Annotated in this window: 17 protein-coding genes; 9 read left to right on the top strand and 8 right to left on the bottom strand. The window is 66.4% G+C overall.

Features of this window, described 5'->3' with window-relative positions; all coding sequences use genetic code 11:
• Window positions 1-52: 52 nt before the first annotated feature.
• Both QP552_RS03435 and QP552_RS03430 read left to right on the top strand, forming a co-directional pair.
• On the top strand, window positions 53-406 hold the full coding sequence (locus tag QP552_RS03435) for a DMT family protein (protein ID WP_106550131.1): 354 nt from the start codon (window positions 53-55) through the stop codon (window positions 404-406).
• A 2-nt stretch (window positions 407-408) separates the two neighbouring features.
• A complete protein-coding gene (locus QP552_RS03430) occupies window positions 409-906 on the top strand; it encodes a hypothetical protein (RefSeq protein WP_286074998.1) in 498 nt (165 codons plus the stop codon).
• A 106-nt stretch (window positions 907-1,012) separates the two neighbouring features.
• Here the strand turns inward: QP552_RS03430 and QP552_RS03425 are convergent, their stop codons facing one another.
• From QP552_RS03425 to QP552_RS03405, 5 genes are all read right to left on the bottom strand, one after another.
• Complete coding sequence (locus QP552_RS03425; RefSeq protein WP_286074997.1) at window positions 1,013-1,948, bottom strand: DUF6607 family protein; 936 nt, start codon at window positions 1,946-1,948, stop codon at window positions 1,013-1,015.
• Between the two features lie 73 nt (window positions 1,949-2,021).
• Window positions 2,022-2,621, bottom strand: a complete 600-nt coding sequence (locus QP552_RS03420) for a Hemin transport protein (protein ID WP_286074996.1) — start codon at window positions 2,619-2,621, stop codon at window positions 2,022-2,024.
• 4 nt (window positions 2,622-2,625) lie between these two features.
• Window positions 2,626-4,782, bottom strand: a complete 2,157-nt coding sequence (locus tag QP552_RS03415; RefSeq protein ID WP_286075900.1) for a TonB-dependent hemoglobin/transferrin/lactoferrin family receptor — start codon at window positions 4,780-4,782, stop codon at window positions 2,626-2,628.
• A gap of 189 nt (window positions 4,783-4,971) precedes the next feature.
• Complete coding sequence (locus tag QP552_RS03410; protein ID WP_005412278.1) at window positions 4,972-5,166, bottom strand: hemin uptake protein HemP; 195 nt, start codon at window positions 5,164-5,166, stop codon at window positions 4,972-4,974.
• 340 nt (window positions 5,167-5,506) lie between these two features.
• Window positions 5,507-6,478, bottom strand: a complete 972-nt coding sequence (locus QP552_RS03405; RefSeq protein WP_286074995.1) for an aldo/keto reductase — start codon at window positions 6,476-6,478, stop codon at window positions 5,507-5,509.
• A 193-nt stretch (window positions 6,479-6,671) separates the two neighbouring features.
• Between QP552_RS03405 and QP552_RS03400 the strand changes: the two genes are divergently transcribed.
• From QP552_RS03400 to QP552_RS03375, 6 genes are all read left to right on the top strand, one after another.
• Window positions 6,672-7,970: a nucleoside transporter C-terminal domain-containing protein gene (locus QP552_RS03400; protein ID WP_106550136.1), complete on the top strand. Its 1,299-nt coding sequence runs from the start codon at window positions 6,672-6,674 to the stop codon at window positions 7,968-7,970.
• A gap of 25 nt (window positions 7,971-7,995) precedes the next feature.
• Window positions 7,996-8,961 (top strand): ribokinase, encoded by a 966-nt coding sequence (locus QP552_RS03395; protein ID WP_111110975.1) that lies wholly within the window; start codon window positions 7,996-7,998, stop codon window positions 8,959-8,961.
• Window positions 8,962-9,286: 325 nt separating this feature from the next.
• The gene (gene dusB / locus QP552_RS03390; protein ID WP_111111071.1) at window positions 9,287-10,282 is read left to right on the top strand and encodes a tRNA dihydrouridine synthase DusB; all 996 of its coding nucleotides are present in this window, start codon (window positions 9,287-9,289) and stop codon (window positions 10,280-10,282) included.
• A 60-nt stretch (window positions 10,283-10,342) separates the two neighbouring features.
• The gene (locus QP552_RS03385; RefSeq protein WP_049428873.1) at window positions 10,343-11,170 is read left to right on the top strand and encodes a class I SAM-dependent methyltransferase; all 828 of its coding nucleotides are present in this window, start codon (window positions 10,343-10,345) and stop codon (window positions 11,168-11,170) included.
• 257 nt (window positions 11,171-11,427) lie between these two features.
• Window positions 11,428-13,161, top strand: a complete 1,734-nt coding sequence (locus QP552_RS03380) for a hypothetical protein (protein ID WP_286074994.1) — start codon at window positions 11,428-11,430, stop codon at window positions 13,159-13,161.
• Window positions 13,158-14,168 carry a glycosyltransferase family 2 protein gene (locus tag QP552_RS03375; RefSeq protein ID WP_049459457.1) on the top strand — a complete coding sequence of 337 codons (1,011 nt, stop codon included), beginning with the start codon at window positions 13,158-13,160 and terminating at the stop codon, window positions 14,166-14,168. Before QP552_RS03380 ends, QP552_RS03375 begins: the two co-directional genes overlap by 4 nt.
• A 50-nt stretch (window positions 14,169-14,218) precedes the next feature.
• Here QP552_RS03375 and QP552_RS03370 read toward each other — a convergent pair whose 3' ends face one another.
• From QP552_RS03370 to QP552_RS03360, 3 genes are all read right to left on the bottom strand, one after another.
• Window positions 14,219-15,277, bottom strand: coding sequence for a metal-dependent hydrolase (locus tag QP552_RS03370; protein WP_286074993.1), 1,059 nt, complete (start codon window positions 15,275-15,277; stop codon window positions 14,219-14,221).
• Between the two features lie 150 nt (window positions 15,278-15,427).
• Window positions 15,428-16,228 carry a UDP-2,3-diacylglucosamine diphosphatase gene (locus QP552_RS03365; RefSeq protein WP_286074992.1) on the bottom strand — a complete coding sequence of 267 codons (801 nt, stop codon included), beginning with the start codon at window positions 16,226-16,228 and terminating at the stop codon, window positions 15,428-15,430.
• Complete coding sequence (locus tag QP552_RS03360; protein WP_106550142.1) at window positions 16,225-17,940, bottom strand: lysophospholipid acyltransferase family protein; 1,716 nt, start codon at window positions 17,938-17,940, stop codon at window positions 16,225-16,227. Before QP552_RS03360 ends, QP552_RS03365 begins: the two co-directional genes overlap by 4 nt.
• 324 nt (window positions 17,941-18,264) lie before the next feature.
• Between QP552_RS03360 and metK the strand changes: the two genes are divergently transcribed.
• Window positions 18,265-19,476: a methionine adenosyltransferase gene (gene metK, locus QP552_RS03355; protein ID WP_010481882.1), complete on the top strand. Its 1,212-nt coding sequence runs from the start codon at window positions 18,265-18,267 to the stop codon at window positions 19,474-19,476.
• Window positions 19,477-19,539: the final 63 nt, after the last annotated feature.

The raw sequence follows: 19,539 nt of genomic DNA, 5'->3' as shown, positions 1-19,539 counted from the left end.
CCGGGGGGCGCCAGCGCTATGCTGCGCGCCCCAACCCCACGAGATCACCCGGATGCCCGGCACGTCGTTCGCCGCCTACCTGTACCCGGTGTTGCTGCTGCTCGGCAGCAACATCTTCATGACCTTCGCCTGGTACGGGCACCTGAAGTACAAGAGCGCGCCGTTGATGACGGTGATCCTGGTCAGCTGGGGCATCGCCTTCTTCGAATACTGCCTGCAGGTGCCGGGCAACCGGCTGGGCAGCGCGGTGTATTCGGCGCCGCAGCTGAAGGGCATGCAGGAAGTCATCACGCTGCTGGTGTTCGCGGTGTTCTCCGCGTTCTATCTGGGCCAGCCGCTGAAGTGGAACCACTACGCGGCATTCGGGTTGATCGTGGCGGCGGCGTTTCTGATGTTCAAGGAATAGCAATGAGAAGTGGATTCTGTCTGCGCGTCGTTTTCGTCGGCGTCCCGCTGCTCGCCGCGCTGCTCGCCGCGCTGCTACCCGCATGCGCCCGCACTGCGGCGGGCCATGTCCCGGATCAGGTACAGGCCTTCGTACTGGAAACGATGCTGGCCGACGAAGCGCGCGCCTTCCACGAGGGCCATCAGACCTATCTGGTTCCGGCCGGCGTGTCACGCACGCGCAGCGATGCCGACGTGGTGGCCGACCTGCGTGCGGAATTCAATCGGTTCTACCAGGGCCAACCGAAGCCAAGGAAGGAAGTGGCGCACATGGCGATCCTAGTGGCGCAGACCGCGCTGCTGCTGCCGGACCGGAGCGCCTGCAGCACGGATCGGGTGCGTTGCCACGAAGCTGTCATGGGCGTCCGTACCCGCGATGACGAGGCGAGCCTGCAGGCGACCCTGCGTGCTTTCCAGGACGCGGGGCTGGACCTGACCACCTTGGGTGGAAAGGCGTCCTGAACCTGGCATCCACGCATGGCGTGGATCTACTGCTGTCCGGTAGATCCACGCCATGCGTGGATGCGGTGCCGGACAAACCCGGCACCCACCAGGACCGCGGCGCCGATCAACCTTCCTTCGGCGCCTTTTCCACGTACTTGGCGAACACTTCGTCGATCTGCTTGTCCTTCACCTTCTTGCCGGACTGGATCTCTTCGGCCTGGGTGAACAGCGGAATGATCATCGCCATGCCGTCGATCTTGGTCTTCAGGTGCACGCCCGGGGCCTGGGTCAGGAAACCGTCCCAGCGCTGGCGGACCTTGGCCCAGTAGCCGGCGGTGGCCTTCCAGTAGTCGCGCGCCGGGGTGAAGTCGATCTCGGTGGTCTTCACGTAGTCGTTGAAGCCGAACTCGCGGGCGATCTCCACCTGGGTGCCGTCGGCGTTGCGCTGCACCTTGGTGTTGAACTGCTCGTGGGTCCAGCCGTTCGGGGTCAGCGTATGGCGGTTGATCACGGCCAGCGCGTTGTAGTCGCTGCGCTTGGTGTACTCACGGCGCGGCAGCGGGCGCCAGCTCAGGTCGCTGGTCCAGCTCGGCACGTTGTTGGTGTAGGTCCATTTGCCGGTGCCGCAGTAGCGCGGTGCATCGCTCACTTCATACACGCACTGGGTCCAGGCGCCCTGGTTCTCCGCCGCCGGGATGCTGCGTACCCGCCAGGTCTGGTCGGCACTGAACTCGAAACGGTTCGGGGCCTCGTAGACCCAGTCCTGGCGCCAGTGCTTGGTGATGTGGCCGCTCTTCTCGTCCAGCAGCAGGTGTTGCAGCACGATGCGCTTCGGGGTGTCCTCGACCACGATGACCACTTCATTGCCGCCGCTGCGCATCGCCGGCGCGCGCTCGTAGCCCGGCTTCAGCAGCACGGTTTCGTCGAAGGCGAAATCCACGGTGTACTCGCCCTGCATGGCCAGGATGCTGTCGTGGTCGCGGGCGATGTCGGAGGGCTGCGCGCTGGCCACGCCGCTGGCGGCGAGCAACAGCAGGACGCTGGCTGTCTGGAATTTCATCGGGGTCTTCCTTCGGGGTTGCAGGTTCGTTGAGAGGCCATCCATGGCCGTCGGGCGTTCCATCAGAAACAGATCAGAGGCGGATCAGCGGCAGGTCGCCGGGAATCCGTGGTGCCGGCCGGCGCGCGGCGTCGGCACAGCAGCAGTCATCGATGGCCAGCTCGCCCTCGGCGCCTTCCAGGCGGGCGATGCGGCGTGCGGTGGCCGCGCCCAGCGACGACAGCGTCGACAGGCTGGCCGCCAGGGTGCGGCCATCATCGGCGGCATGCAGGCGCAGCGCGCACAGGCGCCAGCGCTGGCCGCAGAGATGACCGGCCAGGCGCCGCCACAGGCGTTCACCGACACTGCCGTCGCTGTCGTGCTGCGGGCCCGGCGGCAGCGCGGCCACCAACCGGTCCCAGGCCAGGAAATCGCTGTCCGGCAGCAGGTACAGGCGCCACACGCAGCGGCCACGGCCGTCAAGGAAGCACAGGCTTTCGCGCAGGCCCTCGCTGTCCACGCCCTGGCAGGCATGCACGCGCACCGCCTGGCGCCAGCCGCCAAGCTCGTTGCCGTCGGCGTGGTAGAGACACAACACGGTGCCAAGCGTGGCCAGCTGTGCCGGGGTCGGCCATGCCGCGCGGTGTGGCGCGGCGATGGAGTCATTCCTGCGTGCGGACAATGCTCGGCTCATGAGGTCACCAGGAAACGGCAAGGCTGGCGGAGAAGGTACGGCCCGGGCTGGTGTAGCGATCCAGCACGCGGCTGGTCGGCGACAGCGTCGAACCCACGTTGGACCAATCGATGTAACGTTTGTCGCCCAGGTTGAACACGCCTACGTTGAAGGTCGCACCGGGGGCGAAGTTCCAATGTGCCATCAGGTCGGCCACGCCATAGCCGGCCGGGCGGTACACCGTGGCCGAGGCGACGCGGTCCTTGCGTTTGACGAAGGTGCCGGCCAGTTCGACACCCCAGGCATCGGTGTCGTACATCAGGCCGACGGTGCCGCGCAGCGGGTCGACCGAATCCAGCGGGGTGTCCTCGGTCTTGTTGTCGCCGCGCGACCAGGCCACGGAACTGCGCAGCGCCCAGCCCTGCAGGGTCGGGCTGATCTGGCCGAAGTCGACGCCGGCCTTCAGTTCAGCGCCGTAGATGCGGGCGTCGGCGATGTTGCGCGACTGGAACACCATCAGGCCCTGCGCATTGGTGCCGACCAGCGACTGCGACTCGATGAAGTCCTTGTACTCGTTGTAGTAGCCGCTGACGCTGACGTAGGCAGCCGGCGACAGGAAGCGCAGGCCCAGTTCCATGCCATCACTGGTTTCGGGCTTCAGGTCCGGATTGGGAATGGCGGTGTAGCCGAAGGCGAAGTTGGTGAAGCCGAGATTGACGTCGTTGTACGGCGGCGAGCGGAAGCCGTGCGAGTAACCGGCAAACAGCGACCATTCGTCGGTGAAGCGATAGACCATGCCGAGCTTGGGCGAGACGCTGGTCTTGGTCAGCTTGGCCACCGGCACGCCGGGATTGTCCTCGGCGAAGATGTTGTCCACTTCCGGCTTCAGCTCGTAGCGGTCCACGCGCACGCCCGGCACCAGCGACAGCTTGCCGCCAGCCATGCGCATTTCATCCTGCGCATACAGGCCCAGCTCGGTGGTCTTGCTGATCGGGAAATCGCGTACCGGGAACGCATCGGGCAGAATGGTGGTGCTGGTCTGGCCGTTGGCCAGTACCTGGAAACCATCGCGCTTCTGGCGGATCTCGGTGCGTGCACCCTCGAAGCCATAGGTCAGCGCGTGCTCGACGCTGCCGGTGCTGAAGGCCTTGTTGAACTGCGCCTGCAGGCCGTACACGCGCTGGTCGAAATTGAACTCGCGGTGGCGACGGCTGCGGTTGGCGCGGTCCTCGTCGGTGACCTGGGTGGTCTCGCTGTGCTGGGTGTAGACCTGCCAGTGCAGGCTGTCGGCGAAGGCCTTGTCCAGCGCATCCATTTCATGCGCGAACGACACGCGGGTGCGGTTCTGCTTGTCGCGCGCCTTCATGCCGGTGGTGGTGGTGCGATCAACCGAAGACAGCACGTTGGTCTCGGTCTTGTCTTCGTTGCCTTCCACGGTCAGGCGGAAGCGCTGGTCCTCGCTCGGTGCATAGACCAGCTTGGCCAGGCCGCTGCGACCGTCGCGGTCCTGCGGGTTGGCGGCGGTGCGGGTGTTGTCGTTGCTGCGCACGTCACCCTTGTTGTCGGTTTCCTGGCCCTGGCGATGGTTGATGTTGACCATGCCGCTCCAGTGTTCGCCGCCGAACGCGGTGGTGACACCGCCGAGCAGGCCCTTCCATTCACCGTCGTAGCCGAACTTCAGGCCGACGTAGCTGTCCTTGCCGTCCTTCAGGTAATCAGCCGGATCCTTGGTGACGAAGGCGACCACGCCGCCCAGCGCATCGGAACCGTACAGCGAGCTGGCCGGGCCGCGCACGATCTCCACGCGCTTGAGCGTGTCCAGATCGGTGAAGTTGCGGTTGGCGTTGGAGAACGAACCGATGTTGAAGCTGGTCGGCATCGCGATGCCATCGGTCTGCACCCGCACGCGGTTGCCGTCCAGGCCACGGATACGGATGCTGCCCAGGCCGAAGCGCGCGGCGCTGCGGCTGACCGACAGGCCCGGCTCGTAGCGCAGCAGATCCTTGATGTCCTGCACCAGGTGCCGGTCCATCTGCTCGCGGTCGATCACGTCGACCGTAGCGGCGACGTCGCTGACCGCGCGTTCGGTGCGCGTGGCGGTGACCTGCACGCGATCGAATTCGCGCGCATCGGGCGCGGCGCTGGCAGCAGTGGCAGCGTAGGCGGACAGCGGCAGCGCCATCCAGACAGCAAGGCAAAGGGCGGTATGGCGGGTCATCGGGTTCGTTCGGTCAGGCAGGGGAACCCCCGGTTACCGGCACACCCGGAAGGTGCACGCGGTAGACCGAGGGGGAGAGAGCGGGAGCGGACGGGTCGCCCACCCTGTCGGCGCAGCCGGCAGGAGGGAGGGAGGCGGGCGACCAGACCGCGATTACTTGGTCAGGATCAGCTTGTCGTTGCTGGTGTGCCGCAGGCGATAGAAGCGGTCGCCGTGCTGGATCAGGATTTCACGACGGCCCTTGAGCAGGGCTTCGCTGTCGATGACCTCTTCCGGCGGAACGACGCGGACCGGACGATCGCGGAGGGTCAGCGTTTCGGGGCGCAGCAGTACAGGTTGAGCATTCATGAGCATCTGGACTCGTGCGAGGGACGAGTTAAATGATAATGATTCTCAGTTGACAATCAACAACCATTCTCAATTTGATTGATGAGATTAATGATCGAATTCGCAAATTCGATAGATTTTGTCAATTGAATGACGACTCAGATTTGTAGAGTCGACTGTCAGTCGACTGCTGTTGCTCGAAGCAGTCGGTTATTCGAAGCAGTCGACTATTCGAAGCAGTCGACTAACAGTCGACTCTACCGATCCCGATCCCGACCCCAATCCCGATCCCAATCCCAATCCCGATCCCTCGCCCGAGCCGGCCCGACCGAGGCCCACCAGGCCCGGTCGGCCCCGGGGTTCAGCCGAAGACGGCTTCGACCTCGGCCCAGCCGGCCGCATCGACCTGTTCCAGCACCTCCAGCGCCTGCAGGTTCTGCAGCAGCTGGCTGACCCGGCTGGCGCCGAGGATCACGCTGGAGACATTCGGGTTGCGCAGGCACCAGGCGATGGCAAGCGTGGCCGGGGCCTGGCCCAGCGCGCGTGCGACTTCACTGAAGCGGCGCACCTGGCCCAGGCGGGCCTCGGCGTCGGTGCCCAGCACCAGGTCCTGCAGCCATTCCATGCCTTCCCGGCCCAGCCGCGCATCGGCCGGAATGCCCTGATCGTACTTGCCGGTCAGCAGGCCCGAGGCCAGCGGCGAGAAGATGGTGGTGCCCAGCCCGGCGCGGGCGTACAGCGGTGCGTACTCGACCTCCACCCGCTCGCGGTGCAGCAGGTTGTACTGCGGCTGCTCCATCGACGGGCCCTGCAGGTTGTGCCCTTCGGCGAAATCCAGCGCCTGCTGGATCTGTACCGCCGACCACTCGGAAGTGCCCCAGTAGAGGATCTTGCCCTGCCGCACCAGGGTATCCATGGCGTGCACGGTCTCGGCGATCGGCGCGTCCGGATCCGGGCGGTGGCAGTAATAAAGGTCCAGGTAATCCACCCGCAGGCGCTTGAGCGCGGCATGGCAGGCATCGGTCACATGCTTGCGCGACAGGCCGCGCTGGGTCGGCCGCGGGTCCTTGGCGCTGCCGAAGAACACCTTGCTGGACACGCAGAAGCCGTCGCGCGGCAGGCGCAGGTCATTGATCACGTCGCCCATCACCTGTTCGGCGCGGCCGTTGGCGTAGCCCTCGGCGTTGTCGAAGAAGTTGACGCCATGATCCCAGGCGGCGGCCACCAGGTTGCGGGCCTCATCGCGCGGGATCTGGTCACCGAAGGTCACCCAGGCGCCGAAGGAAAGGGCGGAAACCGGCAGGCCGGTGGAGCCCAGGCGACGGTATTGCATGCAAATCTCCTGCTGCGGGCCCGCATCCGGGCCGGGATCGATCCCCATTCTACCTGTCGCCGCCGGCCGCAAGCCCTTGCCGTTGCTGGCCTGATCGGTACCGATGGGTGCGCGCACGCTGCTTTTCCTTGCCCCGGCCCCGGCCCTGCACTAGGCTTCCCGTTTTTCGCGACGCCCCAGGGGAGTCACTCACATGGTCGAAGGTTTGGGCAGGATCGGCTTCGGCCTGTTCGGGTTGGCGGTGCTGATCGGCATCACCTGGTTGTTTTCCAATAACAAGCGCGCGGTTGACTGGAAGCTGGTTGCCACCGGTATCACCCTGCAGATCGCCTTCGCGGCGCTGGTGATCCTGGTGCCGGGCGGGCGCGACGTGTTCGATGCGCTGGGCCACGGCTTCGTCAAGGTGCTGAGCTTCGTCAACGAGGGTTCCGGTTTCATCTTCGGCTCGTTGATGGACACCAAGAACTACGGCTTCATCTTCGCCTTCCAGGTGCTGCCGACCATCATCTTCTTCTCGGCGCTAATGGGCGTGATGTACCACCTGAACATCATGCAGGCGATCGTGCGCGTGATGGCGTGGGCGATCACCAAGGTGATGCGTGTGTCCGGTGCGGAAACCACCAGTGTCTGCGCCAGCGTCTTCATCGGCCAGACCGAGGCGCCGCTGACCGTGCGCCCGTACATCGCCAAGATGACCCAGTCCGAGTTGCTGACCATGATGATCGGCGGCATGGCGCACATCGCCGGCGGCGTGCTGGCGGCCTACGTGGGCATGCTCGGCGGCGGCGACCCGGTGCAGCAGGCGTTCTACGCCAAGCACCTGCTGGCAGCCAGCATCATGGCCGCGCCGGCCACCCTGGTCGTGGCCAAGCTGCTGATTCCGGAAACCGGCACCCCGCTCACCCGCGGCACGGTGAAGATGGAAGTGGAGAAGACCTCCAGCAACATCATCGATGCCGCTGCAGCCGGTGCCGGCGACGGCCTGAAGCTGGCGCTGAACATCGGCGCGATGCTGCTGGCCTTCATCGCACTGATCGCGCTGCTGAACGCCCCGCTGACCTGGATCGGTGATGTCACCGGCCTGGCCGCGATGATCGGCAAGCCGACCAACCTGTCGACCATCTTCGGTTACGTGCTGGCCCCGATCGCCTGGGTGATCGGCACCCCGTGGGCCGATGCCACCACCGTCGGTTCGCTGATCGGCCAGAAGGTCGTGATCAACGAGTTCGTGGCCTACACCGAGCTGTCGCAGATCGTGAACGGCCAGGTGGCTGGCGTGACCCTGTCCGACGAAGGCCGCCTGATCGCGACCTATGCGCTGTGCGGCTTTGCCAACTTCAGCTCGATCGCGATCCAGATCGGCGGCATCGGTGGCCTGGCCCCGGAACGTCGCCACGACCTGGCCAAGTTCGGCCTGCGCGCGGTGCTGGGCGGTACCATTGCCACCTTCATGACGGCGACCATCGCCGGCGTGCTGACGCACTTCAGTTGAACCCTTGGTTGAGAAAAGATTCCCTATGAGCAGCAGTGTCGTTGTCGTCGGTTCCTTCAATGTCGATCACGTGTGGCGGTGCGAGTCGCTGCCGGCACCGGGTGCGACCATTGCCGGCCGCTACAGCACCGGCCCGGGTGGCAAGGGCTTCAACCAGGCCGTGGCCGCCTGCCGTGCCGGCGCCGAGACGCACTTCGTGTGCGCGCTGGGCGATGACGCCGGTGGCGCCACCGCACGCGAGCTGGCCGCGCAGGATGGCTTCGGCCTGATCGCCGAAGCCAGCAGCGAGCCCACCGGCACCGCCGGCATCTATGTGGACGCGCGCGGCCGCAACACCATCGTGATCGGCCCGGGCGCCAACGCCGCGCTCAGCACCGACTTCCTGCAACAGCAGCAGGCCCTGCTGACCAGCGCCAAGGTGGTGCTGGTGCAGCTGGAATCGCCGGTGCAGACCATTGAAGCGGCGCTGGCCACGGCCCGCGAGGCCGGCGTCACCACGGTGCTCAACACCGCACCGGCCGATGCCCCCTCGACCATCGGCCTGCTCAAGCTGGCCGATGTGATCACCCCGAACGAGACCGAGTTCGCCGCCCTGCTCGGCCGCCATGTCGGCGAGCGCGTGGATGCCAACGACGTCGCCGCGCTGGATGGCGCCAGCCTGCATGCGCTGTGCCGCAAGCTGGTCGGCAACGGCACGGTGGTGGTGACCCTGGGTTCGGTGGGCGTGTTCGTCTCACATGCCGACGAGAACCTGCGCGGCGATACCCAGCCGTACTACCGTGTCGGTGCCGAACAGGTGCAGGCCATCGACACCACCGGTGCCGGTGACGCCTTCAACGGTGCGCTGGCCGCGTCGCTGGCGCAGGTGGCCGACGCCCCGTTCGCCCGCCACGTGCGCTTCGCCAACCAGTTCGCCGGCCGTTCGACCGAGAAGGAAGGCGCCGCTGCAGCAATGCCGCGCTTCACCCCGGCCGATTCCGAAGCAAAGTAAATCCACGCCGTGCGTGGATGAAGAAGCCCGGGCATGCAGATGCCCGGGCTTTTTTGTGGGTCTTCCATCCACGCATGGCGTGGATCTACCGGCGGGTGGTCCCACCCACGTGGGAAGCGACCGAGGAGGCCGTGGTAGATCCACGCCATGCGTGGATGCGCGTTACCGGCCCACCCAGCCACCCACTATCGCCCGCCCGTGGGGGCGGTGGCAGCAACCGTCAAGCATCTGCTGATGCCGGTACGGCATGAGGTCGGTGCTGATCGGCCTGAACCCGGAGGCCGCCGACACAACCGTGCCGCCGCCCGCGCCCTACAATGGGCGCATGCAGATCGGCCCGTACACCATTGCCCCCAACGTCGTGCTGGCGCCCATGGCCGGCGTCACCGACAAGCCCTTCCGCCTGCTGTGCAAACGGCTGGGCGCGGGTTTGGCCGCCTCGGAAATGACCATCAGCGACCCGCGCTTCTGGAACACGCGCAAGTCGATCCACCGCATGGACCATGACGGCGAGCCGGCACCGGTCAGTGTGCAGATCGCCGGCACCGAACCGCAGCAGCTGGCCGAGGCCGCGCGCTACAACGTCGACCACGGCGCGCAGATCATCGACATCAACATGGGCTGCCCGGCCAAGAAGGTGTGCAACGCCTGGGCGGGTTCGGCGCTGATGCGCGACGAGCAGCTGGTGGCTCGCATCCTCGAAGCCGTGGTCAACGCGGTGGACGTGCCGGTCACGCTGAAGATCCGCACCGGCTGGGACTGCGACCATCGCAATGGCCCGCTGATCGCGCGCATCGCCGAGGACAGCGGCATCGCGGCGCTGGCGGTGCATGGCCGCACCCGCGACCAGCACTATACCGGCCAGGCCGAGTACGGCACCATCGCCGAGATCAAGGCCGCGCTGCGCATTCCGGTGATCGCCAACGGCGATATCGATTCGCCGCAGAAGGCCGCCTGCGTCCTGAAGGAAACCGGCGTGGACGCGGTGATGATCGGCCGCTCGGCGCAGGGCCGGCCGTGGATCTTCCGCGAAGTGGCGCACTACCTGGCCACCGGCGAGGAACTTCCACCACCGTCACTGGCGGAAGTACGCGACATCCTGCTTGGCCACCTGCACGCACTGCATGCGTTCTATGGCGAGCCCCAGGGCGTGCGCATCGCGCGCAAGCACCTGGGCTGGTATGCCAAGGACCGGCCAGAGAACGCCGCCTTCCGAGCAGTGGTCAACCGTGCAGAAGATCCGCAGAGCCAGATCGCACTGACCACCGAGTACTTCGACCGCCTGATCGCCGGGGAACCGGCGCTGCCTTCGGCGGCCTGAGCCGCCAGCCCCGCGTTTCCAAACAGTCGAGCCAGCTCGACGCTACAAGAGCCCGCCGTCATGACCCCGCCGATCTCCTCCCCGACCTACCTGCACGGGTTCTCCGGCACCGAGCAGCAGCGCCTGATGACCCAGGCGCGCCTGCTGGAATCGAGCATCTTCGGCCAGATCGACTACAGCGGCGCGCGACGCCTGCTGGAAGTCGGCAGCGGCGTGGGTGCGCAGACAGAGATCCTGCTGCGCCGCTTCCCGGAACTGCACGTGACCGGCGTGGACCTGAGCGAGACCCAGCTGGAGACTGCACGCGAGAACCTGTCGCGCACGCCATGGTGCAGCGACCGCTACACCCTGCAACAGGCTGACGCCGGCGAACTGCCCTTCGAGGCGCGCAGCTTCGATTCGGCGTTCCTGTGCTGGGTGCTGGAACACGTTCCGTCACCGGCACGCGTGTTGAGTGAAGTGCGTCGCGTGCTGGCCCCGGGGTCGCCGGTCTACATCACCGAGGTGATGAACGCCTCGTTCCTGCTCGACCCGTATTCGCCGCATATCTGGCGCTACTGGATGGCCTTCAACGATTTCCAGTACGACCACGGGGGCGACCCGTTCGTCGGCGCCAAGCTGGGCAACCTGCTGCTGGCCGGTGGCTTCCGCGACGTGCACACCGAGATCAAGACCATCCACCTGGACAACCGTGAACCGGCGCGTCGCAAGACAATGATCGCGTTCTGGGAACAGCTGCTGCTGTCGGCGGCAGACCAGTTGCTGCAGGCCGGCTCGGTGGACGAGGAAACCGTGGAAGGCATGCGCCGTGAATTCCGGCTGGTGCAGAACGATCCGAACGCGGTGTTCTTCTATTCGTTCGTGCAGGGCCGCGCGACGGTGTATTGAGGCCGGTCCTCGCCACAGGGTGGCCTGCGGCTCCGGCAGCAACCGGCTAGAATCCCGCAGTCCCGGCCTCGGAACGGCGCGTGCCGGGGCCTCTCCCCGTGCGGCAGCAGAGCATCGGTGCGTGAGCCTGTCGCGCGCGGATGGACCTGACCTGCGGGAGCATGATGAACGACAACGGCCGAACGCCTTTCCCTGCCCAGGACCCGGGCCAGACGGGCGGGCTTCGCCCTGGCCAGGTTCGCTTGCTTGCCGGGATCATGGCGCTGCTGTGCATCCTGTATGTCGCGCTCGCACTGACGCCTTCTTCCTACTCGCTGGCCTACGAGTACCTCGGCCTGACCCCGCAGCAGCCGCTGCTCGGTACCGCCCGCTACATCCGCACCGACGAATGGATGGTGTTCACGCCGTACATCCAGATCGCGGTCAACAACGACTTCGGGCAGTTCAATGCGCACTCGGCATACCACGAGTCACTGCGCACCTTCCAGGCGCTGCCGCTGCAGGACTGGGGGCTGCTGTTCAAGCCGTACCACTGGGCGTTCTTCATGCTGCCTGCAGCGAACGCCTATTCGTTCTTCTTCATGTTCATGGCCATGGCCTTCCTGAGCGGATGGGCCCTGCTCCTGCGCCAACTGCGGATGCCGGCACTAGCCGCAGTACTGGTTTCGACCACGCTGTTCTTCGCGCCGTTCGTGCAGGTCTGGTGGACCAGTAATGCCGGTGCCTTCGCGCTGGCACCCTGGGCTGCGGTGGCATGGCTGGGCATCGGCCATCGCGCGCTGCGCATCGTGGCCTGCGCCTATGCACTGGCGGCATGGCTGATCGCGGTGTCCTACCCGCCTTTCATCATTTCCTCGGTGCTGGCCCTGGCAGTGCTGGTGCTGGCGGTACGGCGCGATGCCATCACCGTTGTACGTCTGGTCGATGCCGCCATCGCAGGCGCGATCGCACTGGCGGTGTTCGTCGGCTACTTCCACGACATCATCCCGATCGTCCGCAACACGGTGTACCCCGGCCAGCGCCAGAGCGCCGGTGGCGGTGTCGGCCTGACCAGCCTGCTCGCGCACCTCTTCCCGAACCTGATGACCTACCGGTTCGCCCCACTGCCGTTGTTCAAGGCATCCAACGATTGCGAAATCGCGGTGCTGGGCAGCCTGCTGCCGCTGTTCACGCTGGTGCTGGCCGATGGCGCACGGCTGCGTGAATGGGCGAAAAGCCATCGCAGCTCCCTGCTGATCCTGGCCGCCGGCCTGCTGTTCATCGCCTGCTGGATCTTCCTGCCTGTGCCTGCCGTGGTTGGCAAACTGACCACCCTGTCGATGGTGCCCCCCGCTCGCGCACTGCTGGCCTTCGGCCTGTTGCTCAACATCGCCTGCGCGATGATCCTGGTGCACTGCGGCGTGCGCCTGCAGCGCTGGCGCCTGCTGCTTCTGGCGGCGCTGCTGATGGTCGGCAGCCTGGCCAAGTTCCTGTTCGGTGAAGGCCAGTTCAGTCGCCTGCACAGCGCTGCCGATGCCATTCCCTACCTGTGCCTGGCCGCACTCGCCGTCGCCGTGCGGCGCCCGCAGTTGTCGGTTCACGCCGCGAGCCTGGTGCTGGCCACGGCCGCGCTGGCCAACCTGCTGGGCAACGGCCTGTTCAATCCCGTGCAGCCGGCCGGCCCGATCTTCGCAATGGACCGCACTGCCGTCCTGCACTCCCTGCAGGCCCGCGGCTCAGCCACCACGACCGAAGGCGCGCTGGTGGCTCCCGGTGGGTTCGGGGCCCTCCTGCCGGGTGTTGGCATTCCCGCCGTGAACCATGTGCTGTACCTGCCACAGATGGATTACTTCCGCCGCTACTTCCCGTCCCTGCCCGACGAGCAGTTCAACTTCACCTTCAACCGCTACCACCACATCACCGTAGCACCTGAGGGCGACGCACCACGGGTGCTCCAGGGGGATCTGGTGGAACTGCCGGCAAAACCCCTGCTGGCCCACCCAGCCCCATGAATCCGATGACCACCACTTCGCCCTCCGCATCCACGCCGGCTCGGATCGCCGTGATCATCCCCTGCTACAAAGTGACCCGCCACGTGCTGTCCGTGCTGGCGGCGATCGATGATGCGGTAACGGCGATCTACTGCGTGGACGATGCGTGCCCCGACGGCAGCGGCCGCCTGATCCAGGCCGAAGCCAACGACCCGCGCATCACCGTGCTGTTCCATCAGCACAACCTCGGCGTCGGCGGCGCGATCAAGACCGGGTACCGCGCGGCCATCGCCGATGGCATGGACATTCTGGTCAAGGTCGATGGCGATGGGCAGATGGACCCGGCGCTGCTGATGGACTTCGTCGCGCCGATAGCCGACGGCCATGCCGACTACACCAAGGGCAACCGATTCTGGAACCTGACCCACATCCGCCGCATGCCCCCGGTGCGGCGCCTGGGCAACCTGCTGCTGTCCTTCATGACCAAGGCTTCGTCCGGGTACTGGCAGGTGTTCGATCCGACCAACGGCTACACCGCCATCCATGCCAAGGTCGCCAGCCACCTGAAACTCGAGGCGGTCAGCGACCGCTATTTCTTCGAGACCGACATGCTGTTCCGACTGAACACCGTACGCGCGGTCGTGCAGGATGTGGCAATGGATGCCCACTACGGCGACGAAACCAGCAACCTGCGCATCGGTCGCATCCTGGGTGAGTTCACCTTCAAGCACCTGCGCAACACGCTCAAGCGCATTGCCTACAACTATTTCCTGCGCGACCTCAGCATCGCGTCGCTGGAGCTGATCGCCGGCAGCAGCCTGCTCGCCTTCGGGGGGCTGTTCGGGCTGTACCACTGGGTACGGTCGGCCCAGGCCGATGTCGCCACGCCGGTGGGTACCATCATGATCGCCATGGTCGCGCTGATCTCCGGGCTGCAGTTCCTGCTGGCGTTCGTTGGCTTTGACATCGCCAACGTGCCGCGCCAGGTGCTGAACCGTTCGATCAAGCTCAACCGCCAGCCGCAGTAGAGCCACGCCCTGCGTGGCTGTTGTTCGCGCCATCCACGCATGGCGTGGATCTACGGGTGCGCAGCGCCGGTCGCGGATGCTGCCGGCTCGTGCCAGATGCGTTGCCACATCGCGGCCAGCCGGCGCCCGGCGTCGGCGCGTGCTGCCGGGCTGCTGTAGTCCACGCGCAGCTGTTCGGGCACGATCGGCCGCCACTGCCCGCCCACCTGTTCGGCCACGGCGAAGTTGAAGGTGTAATCCGGTTCCAGGCCCATGCGCAGATCACTCAGCACCAGGCGCTCGTCAACGACCTGCGCACGCATGAAGCCGCGGTTGAACCACTGCAGTCGCTGCACCGCCGGAATCGCCTGCGCCTCGCGCAGTGCCTGCACGTTGGAGGGATGGCCTTCGAACTGCATCGGCCCATGATCGGCGACCAGCGAGCGGTCTCCGACCACGTAGCCATTGGGCGTCATCGCCACTACCCGCCATAGCAGCGTGTTGAACGGCATCGGTACCGAGAAGCGCGGCGCATCGGCCAGGCCCATCGCGGCCAGGCTCTGCTGCGCGACGCGGTCGACCTGCGCCTTGGCGATCAGGCCCCAGCCCAGGTATGCGCTGCTGACCAGCAGTGACACGCCCAGCACCTTGCCGACCCAGGGGCGCGCACGACCGAACCAGGCCACTACGCAGCCCAGCAGCAGCCACACAGTGTATGCAGGGTCGATGATGAAGACGCTGGAGCCCATGGTTGGATGTGGCCGCAGCGGCCACCACAACTGGGTGCCATAGACAGTGAACGCATCCAGCACCGGGTGGGTCACCAGCGCCAGCTGGATCGCCCAGAACCAGCGCACCGGTGACTGCGCGACCCGGCCATTTCCAAAGCGCTTGAACAACCACCAGATCAGCGCCGCCACCCAGGGCAGCACCAGCAACGAATGGCTGAAGCTGCGGTGCTCGACCATGTTCGCTACCGGGTCGGTGGCGGTGAAGCCGAGCCACAGCGCGTCGAGGTCCGGCAGAGTGCCGAGCGCGGCACCGGCCAGCAGTGCCGCACGGCGATGGCCGGGCGGAGCAATGGCAGCGGCGACGGCGCCACCAAGTACGATCTGGGTCAGGGAATCCATGGGCCGATGCTAGCGGCTTACGGGCGTGCCGTCTCACTCCCGGACACCGTTTCTGTAGAGTCGACTGTTAGTCGACTGCTCTTCCATCAGGCTGCGGACACCACGCGCTACGCGCGATAGTCGACTAACAGTCGACTCTACGGAAACGGGTTACGCCGCCTGTGACAAGCGCGCGCCCGGTAGCTCCACCAGGGTCTGCCCGTTGTGGTCCAGCAGGCGCAGCGCGCCGTCGTGGTCTTCGACCAGCGCGGTCAGGCTTTCCACCCAGTCACCATCGTTCGCATAGACCAGGCCGTCGCGTTCGACCAGCGCGGCGCGGTGGATATGGCCACAGACGATGCCATCCAGGCCACGCCGGCGCACGTCGTCCAGCCCGGCCTGCACGAAGCGCTCGATGTAGCGTTCGGCCGCACCACTGCGCTTTTTCAGGAACTCCGACAGCGACCAGTAGCGCATGCCCAGCCTGCGCCGCACTGCATTCAAGGCCTGGTTGCCGGTGAGGATGCGGTAGTACAGCCAGTCGCCGAACTTCTCCTGCAGGCCACCGAAGTGGGTCACGCCGTCGTACTCGTCGCCGTGTGCGACCAGCAACCTGCGGCCATCGGCGGTCACGTGAATGGCACGGCGGCGCACCTGCATCGCCGGCAGCATCACCCCGCACACGTGGCGCAGCGATGCGTCGTGGTTGCCGGGGATGTAGATGATCTCGGTTCCGGCACGGCGCAGCGCATGCAGGGCCTGGATGACTTCACTGTGCGACTGCCGCCAATTGGCGCGGCGATGCGCCATCCACCACAGGTCGATGATGTCGCCGACCAGGTACAGCCGTTCGCAGCGCAGCTGCGCGAGGAACCGCGCCAGCTCGGTGGCATGGCAATGACGTGAACCCAGGTGCACATCGGAGACGAACACTGCGCGCCGGTGCGGCGACAGGTTCGCCAGCGTGCTCATGCCGGCGTCCCCGCGTCGCGCAGATAACGTTTGCGCTTGTTCGGCCGGATCGCGCACAGGTCCACTTCGATCAGGCCGTCGATCGAATCACTGAAGTCCGGGTCGACGCCGAAAGCCAGGAAACGCGCACCGCCGGGTTCGCACAGATCGGTGTACTGGCGGTACAGCGTGGGCACGCCGGTGCCGAGTGCAGCCAGGTTGGCTTTCAGTACATCGAACGCAGCACCGGCATCCAGTTCGCCGAAACTCGGCGGCGCGGCGAAGTACTGGAACGGCCGGTTCGACTCGGCCAGACCGGCGGTGCCACTGTAGTAGCGCTGGTAGTACGCCACCAGCTGCTCGCGCGCATCGCGCGGCAGCGCCGCACTGATCGACACCGCACCGAACAGGTAGCGGATGCCGGGCCGGCACTGCAGATAGGCGCCGATGCCCTGCCATAGGTAGTCCAGGCTGCGGCTGCCCCAGTAATCGGGCACCACGAAGCTGCGGCCCAGTTCCAGGCCTTCGGCGATGTGGGTGATGGCGTCGTCGGAATAGCGGAACAACGATGCGCTGTAGAGCCCGGACAGGCCGTGCCGGGCCAGTGCCTGGGCGCCGCGCATGATCCGGTAGGCGCCGGCGATGCGCTGCGCGGCTGCGTCCCAGATCACGATGTGTTCGTACCGCGGATCGTAATCGTCCAGGTCGCGGCTGCGCCCTGTGCCCTCGCCTACCTGGCGGAAGGTCAGCTCGCGCAGGCGGCCCAGTTCCAGCAGCAGCGGTGAATCGGCGCTGCAGGTCGCCAGCAGGATCTGCTTGCCGTCAGCGGTCTGGCCCAGCTGGGTGGCTGCGGCAATGCCGGCGGCAACCTGCGAAGGTGGTACCGGCGACGCCAGCGGCTCCGGACCTGCAACAGCAGCGGCATCGCCCGCCGCCCCATTACGGCCCAGCGCATACAGCGCGCGGCGCACGGCCAACAGCTGCGCGCCCGGGTCACCGCCCTTGCCCAGCTGCATCGGCTCACCGATGCACAGGCGCAGCGGACGGCCACGGCGGGTGAACATCTCGCGCGCCAGCAGCGCGGTACCGGCCGGCTTGAACAGGGTCGAGGCGCCATAGAACAGCGCCGAGTTGCGCGCCTCCACCCGCACCGGCAGCACCGGCGCACCGGCGGCGCGGGCAAAGCGCACGAACCCCCGCTGCCAGCGGCCATCGCGGATGCCGCGCAGCGAGAGGCGTGAGACCTCGCCAGCCGGGAATACGATCACGCACTGCTCGGCCGCCAGCGCCTCCTCCACGGCGTGCAGGCTGCCACGCTGGGCCTTGCCGCCGAGGATGCGCACCGGCAGCAGCAGGTCCTGCAGCGGCGCGATGGCCCCCAGCAGGTCGTTGGCCACGATCCGCACATCGCGGCGGATGCGGCCGACCGCGTCCAGCAGCGCCAGCGCATCCAGCGCCCCGGACGGATGATTGGCAACAATCAGCAGGCGGCCGGTGGCCGGGATCTTCGCCAGAGCGGCCGGGTCCACCTGGTACTGGCCATCGATGAACTCCAGCCCGGCAGCGACGAAGCCGAATCCACGCAATCCTGCACTGCGCTGCAGGAAAGCTTCGATCTGGTCCAACCGCGACCAGCGCCCGACGCTGCGCAGCAATGGCCGCGCCAGCTGGCCACGACGGCCATGGAACCAATCGGGAAAGCGTTGCTGGAGACGCTGTTCAAGTTCCTGCATGGCGGATCCACTCATGCCCGGCGGCCGGATTGGCCGACAGCCTGCGCCCGGCAGACGGCAGCCAGATGGCGGTTCTGGGGCAGAACGATGACGGTCGGCCCGCCCGGGGCGGGGCCGCAACCGGCCCCCTGGCCACCCCGCCCGTTGTCACGCTGGTGGAACACTGGGCCTCGAGGCTGGGGCCCAATCCCGTCAGGACGGCCCTTGCCGGGCCTACGCGGGCTTAACCACCGGCAACCGGTACAGGTTCACAATGCACAGGCGACGCACCCCGTGTATCATGCGCGCCCATCTTTCCATCCGAATCAAGGGATATTACGCCTGATGTCCAGCTATCTCTTCACCTCCGAGTCGGTCTCCGAAGGCCATCCGGACAAGGTTGCCGACCAGATCTCCGATGCGGTGCTGGACGCGATCCTGACCCAGGACCAGCGCGCCCGCGTGGCCTGCGAGACCATGGTCAAGACCGGTGTTGCCATTGTCGCCGGTGAAATCACCACCAGCGCCTGGATCGACCTGGAAGCCCTGACCCGCAAGGTCATCACGGACATCGGCTACGACAGCTCCGACGTCGGTTTCGACGGCGCCACCTGCGGCGTGCTGAACCTGATCGGCAAGCAGTCGCCGCACATCGCCCAGGGCGTGGACCGCAAGAAGCCGGAAGAAATGGGCGCTGGCGACCAGGGCCTGATGTTCGGCTACGCCACCAACGAGACCGACAGCTACATGCCGGCCGCGATCCACCTGTCGCACCGCCTGGTCGAGCAGCAGGCCAAGATCCGCAAGAAGAAGAACTCGCCGCTGTCGTGGCTGCGTCCGGACGCCAAGAGCCAGGTCACCCTGCGCTATGAAAACGGCGTGGTCTCGGCCATCGACGCCGTGGTGCTGTCGACCCAGCATGCCCCGGGCATCAAGCAGAAGGACCTCATCGAGGCCGTCCGCGAAGAGATCATCAAGCCGGTGCTGCCGGCCAAGTGGCTGCACAAGGGCACCAAGTTCCACATCAACCCGACCGGCAAGTTCGAGATCGGTGGCCCGGTGGGCGACTGCGGCCTGACCGGCCGCAAGATCATCGTCGACACCTACGGCGGCTGGGCCCGTCACGGTGGTGGCGCCTTCTCCGGCAAGGACCCGTCCAAGGTCGACCGTTCGGCTGCCTACGCTGCCCGCTACGTCGCCAAGAACGTGGTTGCCGCCGGCCTGGCCGACCGCTGCGAAGTGCAGGTCTCCTACGCCATCGGCGTGGCTGAGCCGACCTCGATCTCGGTCACCACCTTCGGCACCGGCAAGATCAGCGACGACAAGATCGAGAAGCTGATCCGCAAGCACTTCGACCTGCGCCCGTACGGCATCATCAAGATGCTGGACCTGGTGCACCCGATGTACCAGCAGACCGCGGCCTATGGCCACTTCGGCCGCAAGCCGAAGGAATTCAGCTACCTCAACGGCGAAGGCGAGACCGTCAACGCCACGGCCTTCTCCTGGGAGAAGACCGACCGCGCCGCCGCCCTGCGCGCCGATGCGAAGCTGAAGTAAGAAACACGAAGGGCCGCGCGAGCGGCCCTTCCGCTTTCTGGTAGAGCCGGCCGCTGGCCGGCT

Source organism: Stenotrophomonas sp. 59 (assembly GCF_030291095.1).
Classification (GTDB): Bacteria; Pseudomonadota; Gammaproteobacteria; order Xanthomonadales; family Xanthomonadaceae; genus Stenotrophomonas; species Stenotrophomonas maltophilia_Q.
This window is presented reverse-complemented; position numbering and strand designations above follow the sequence as displayed.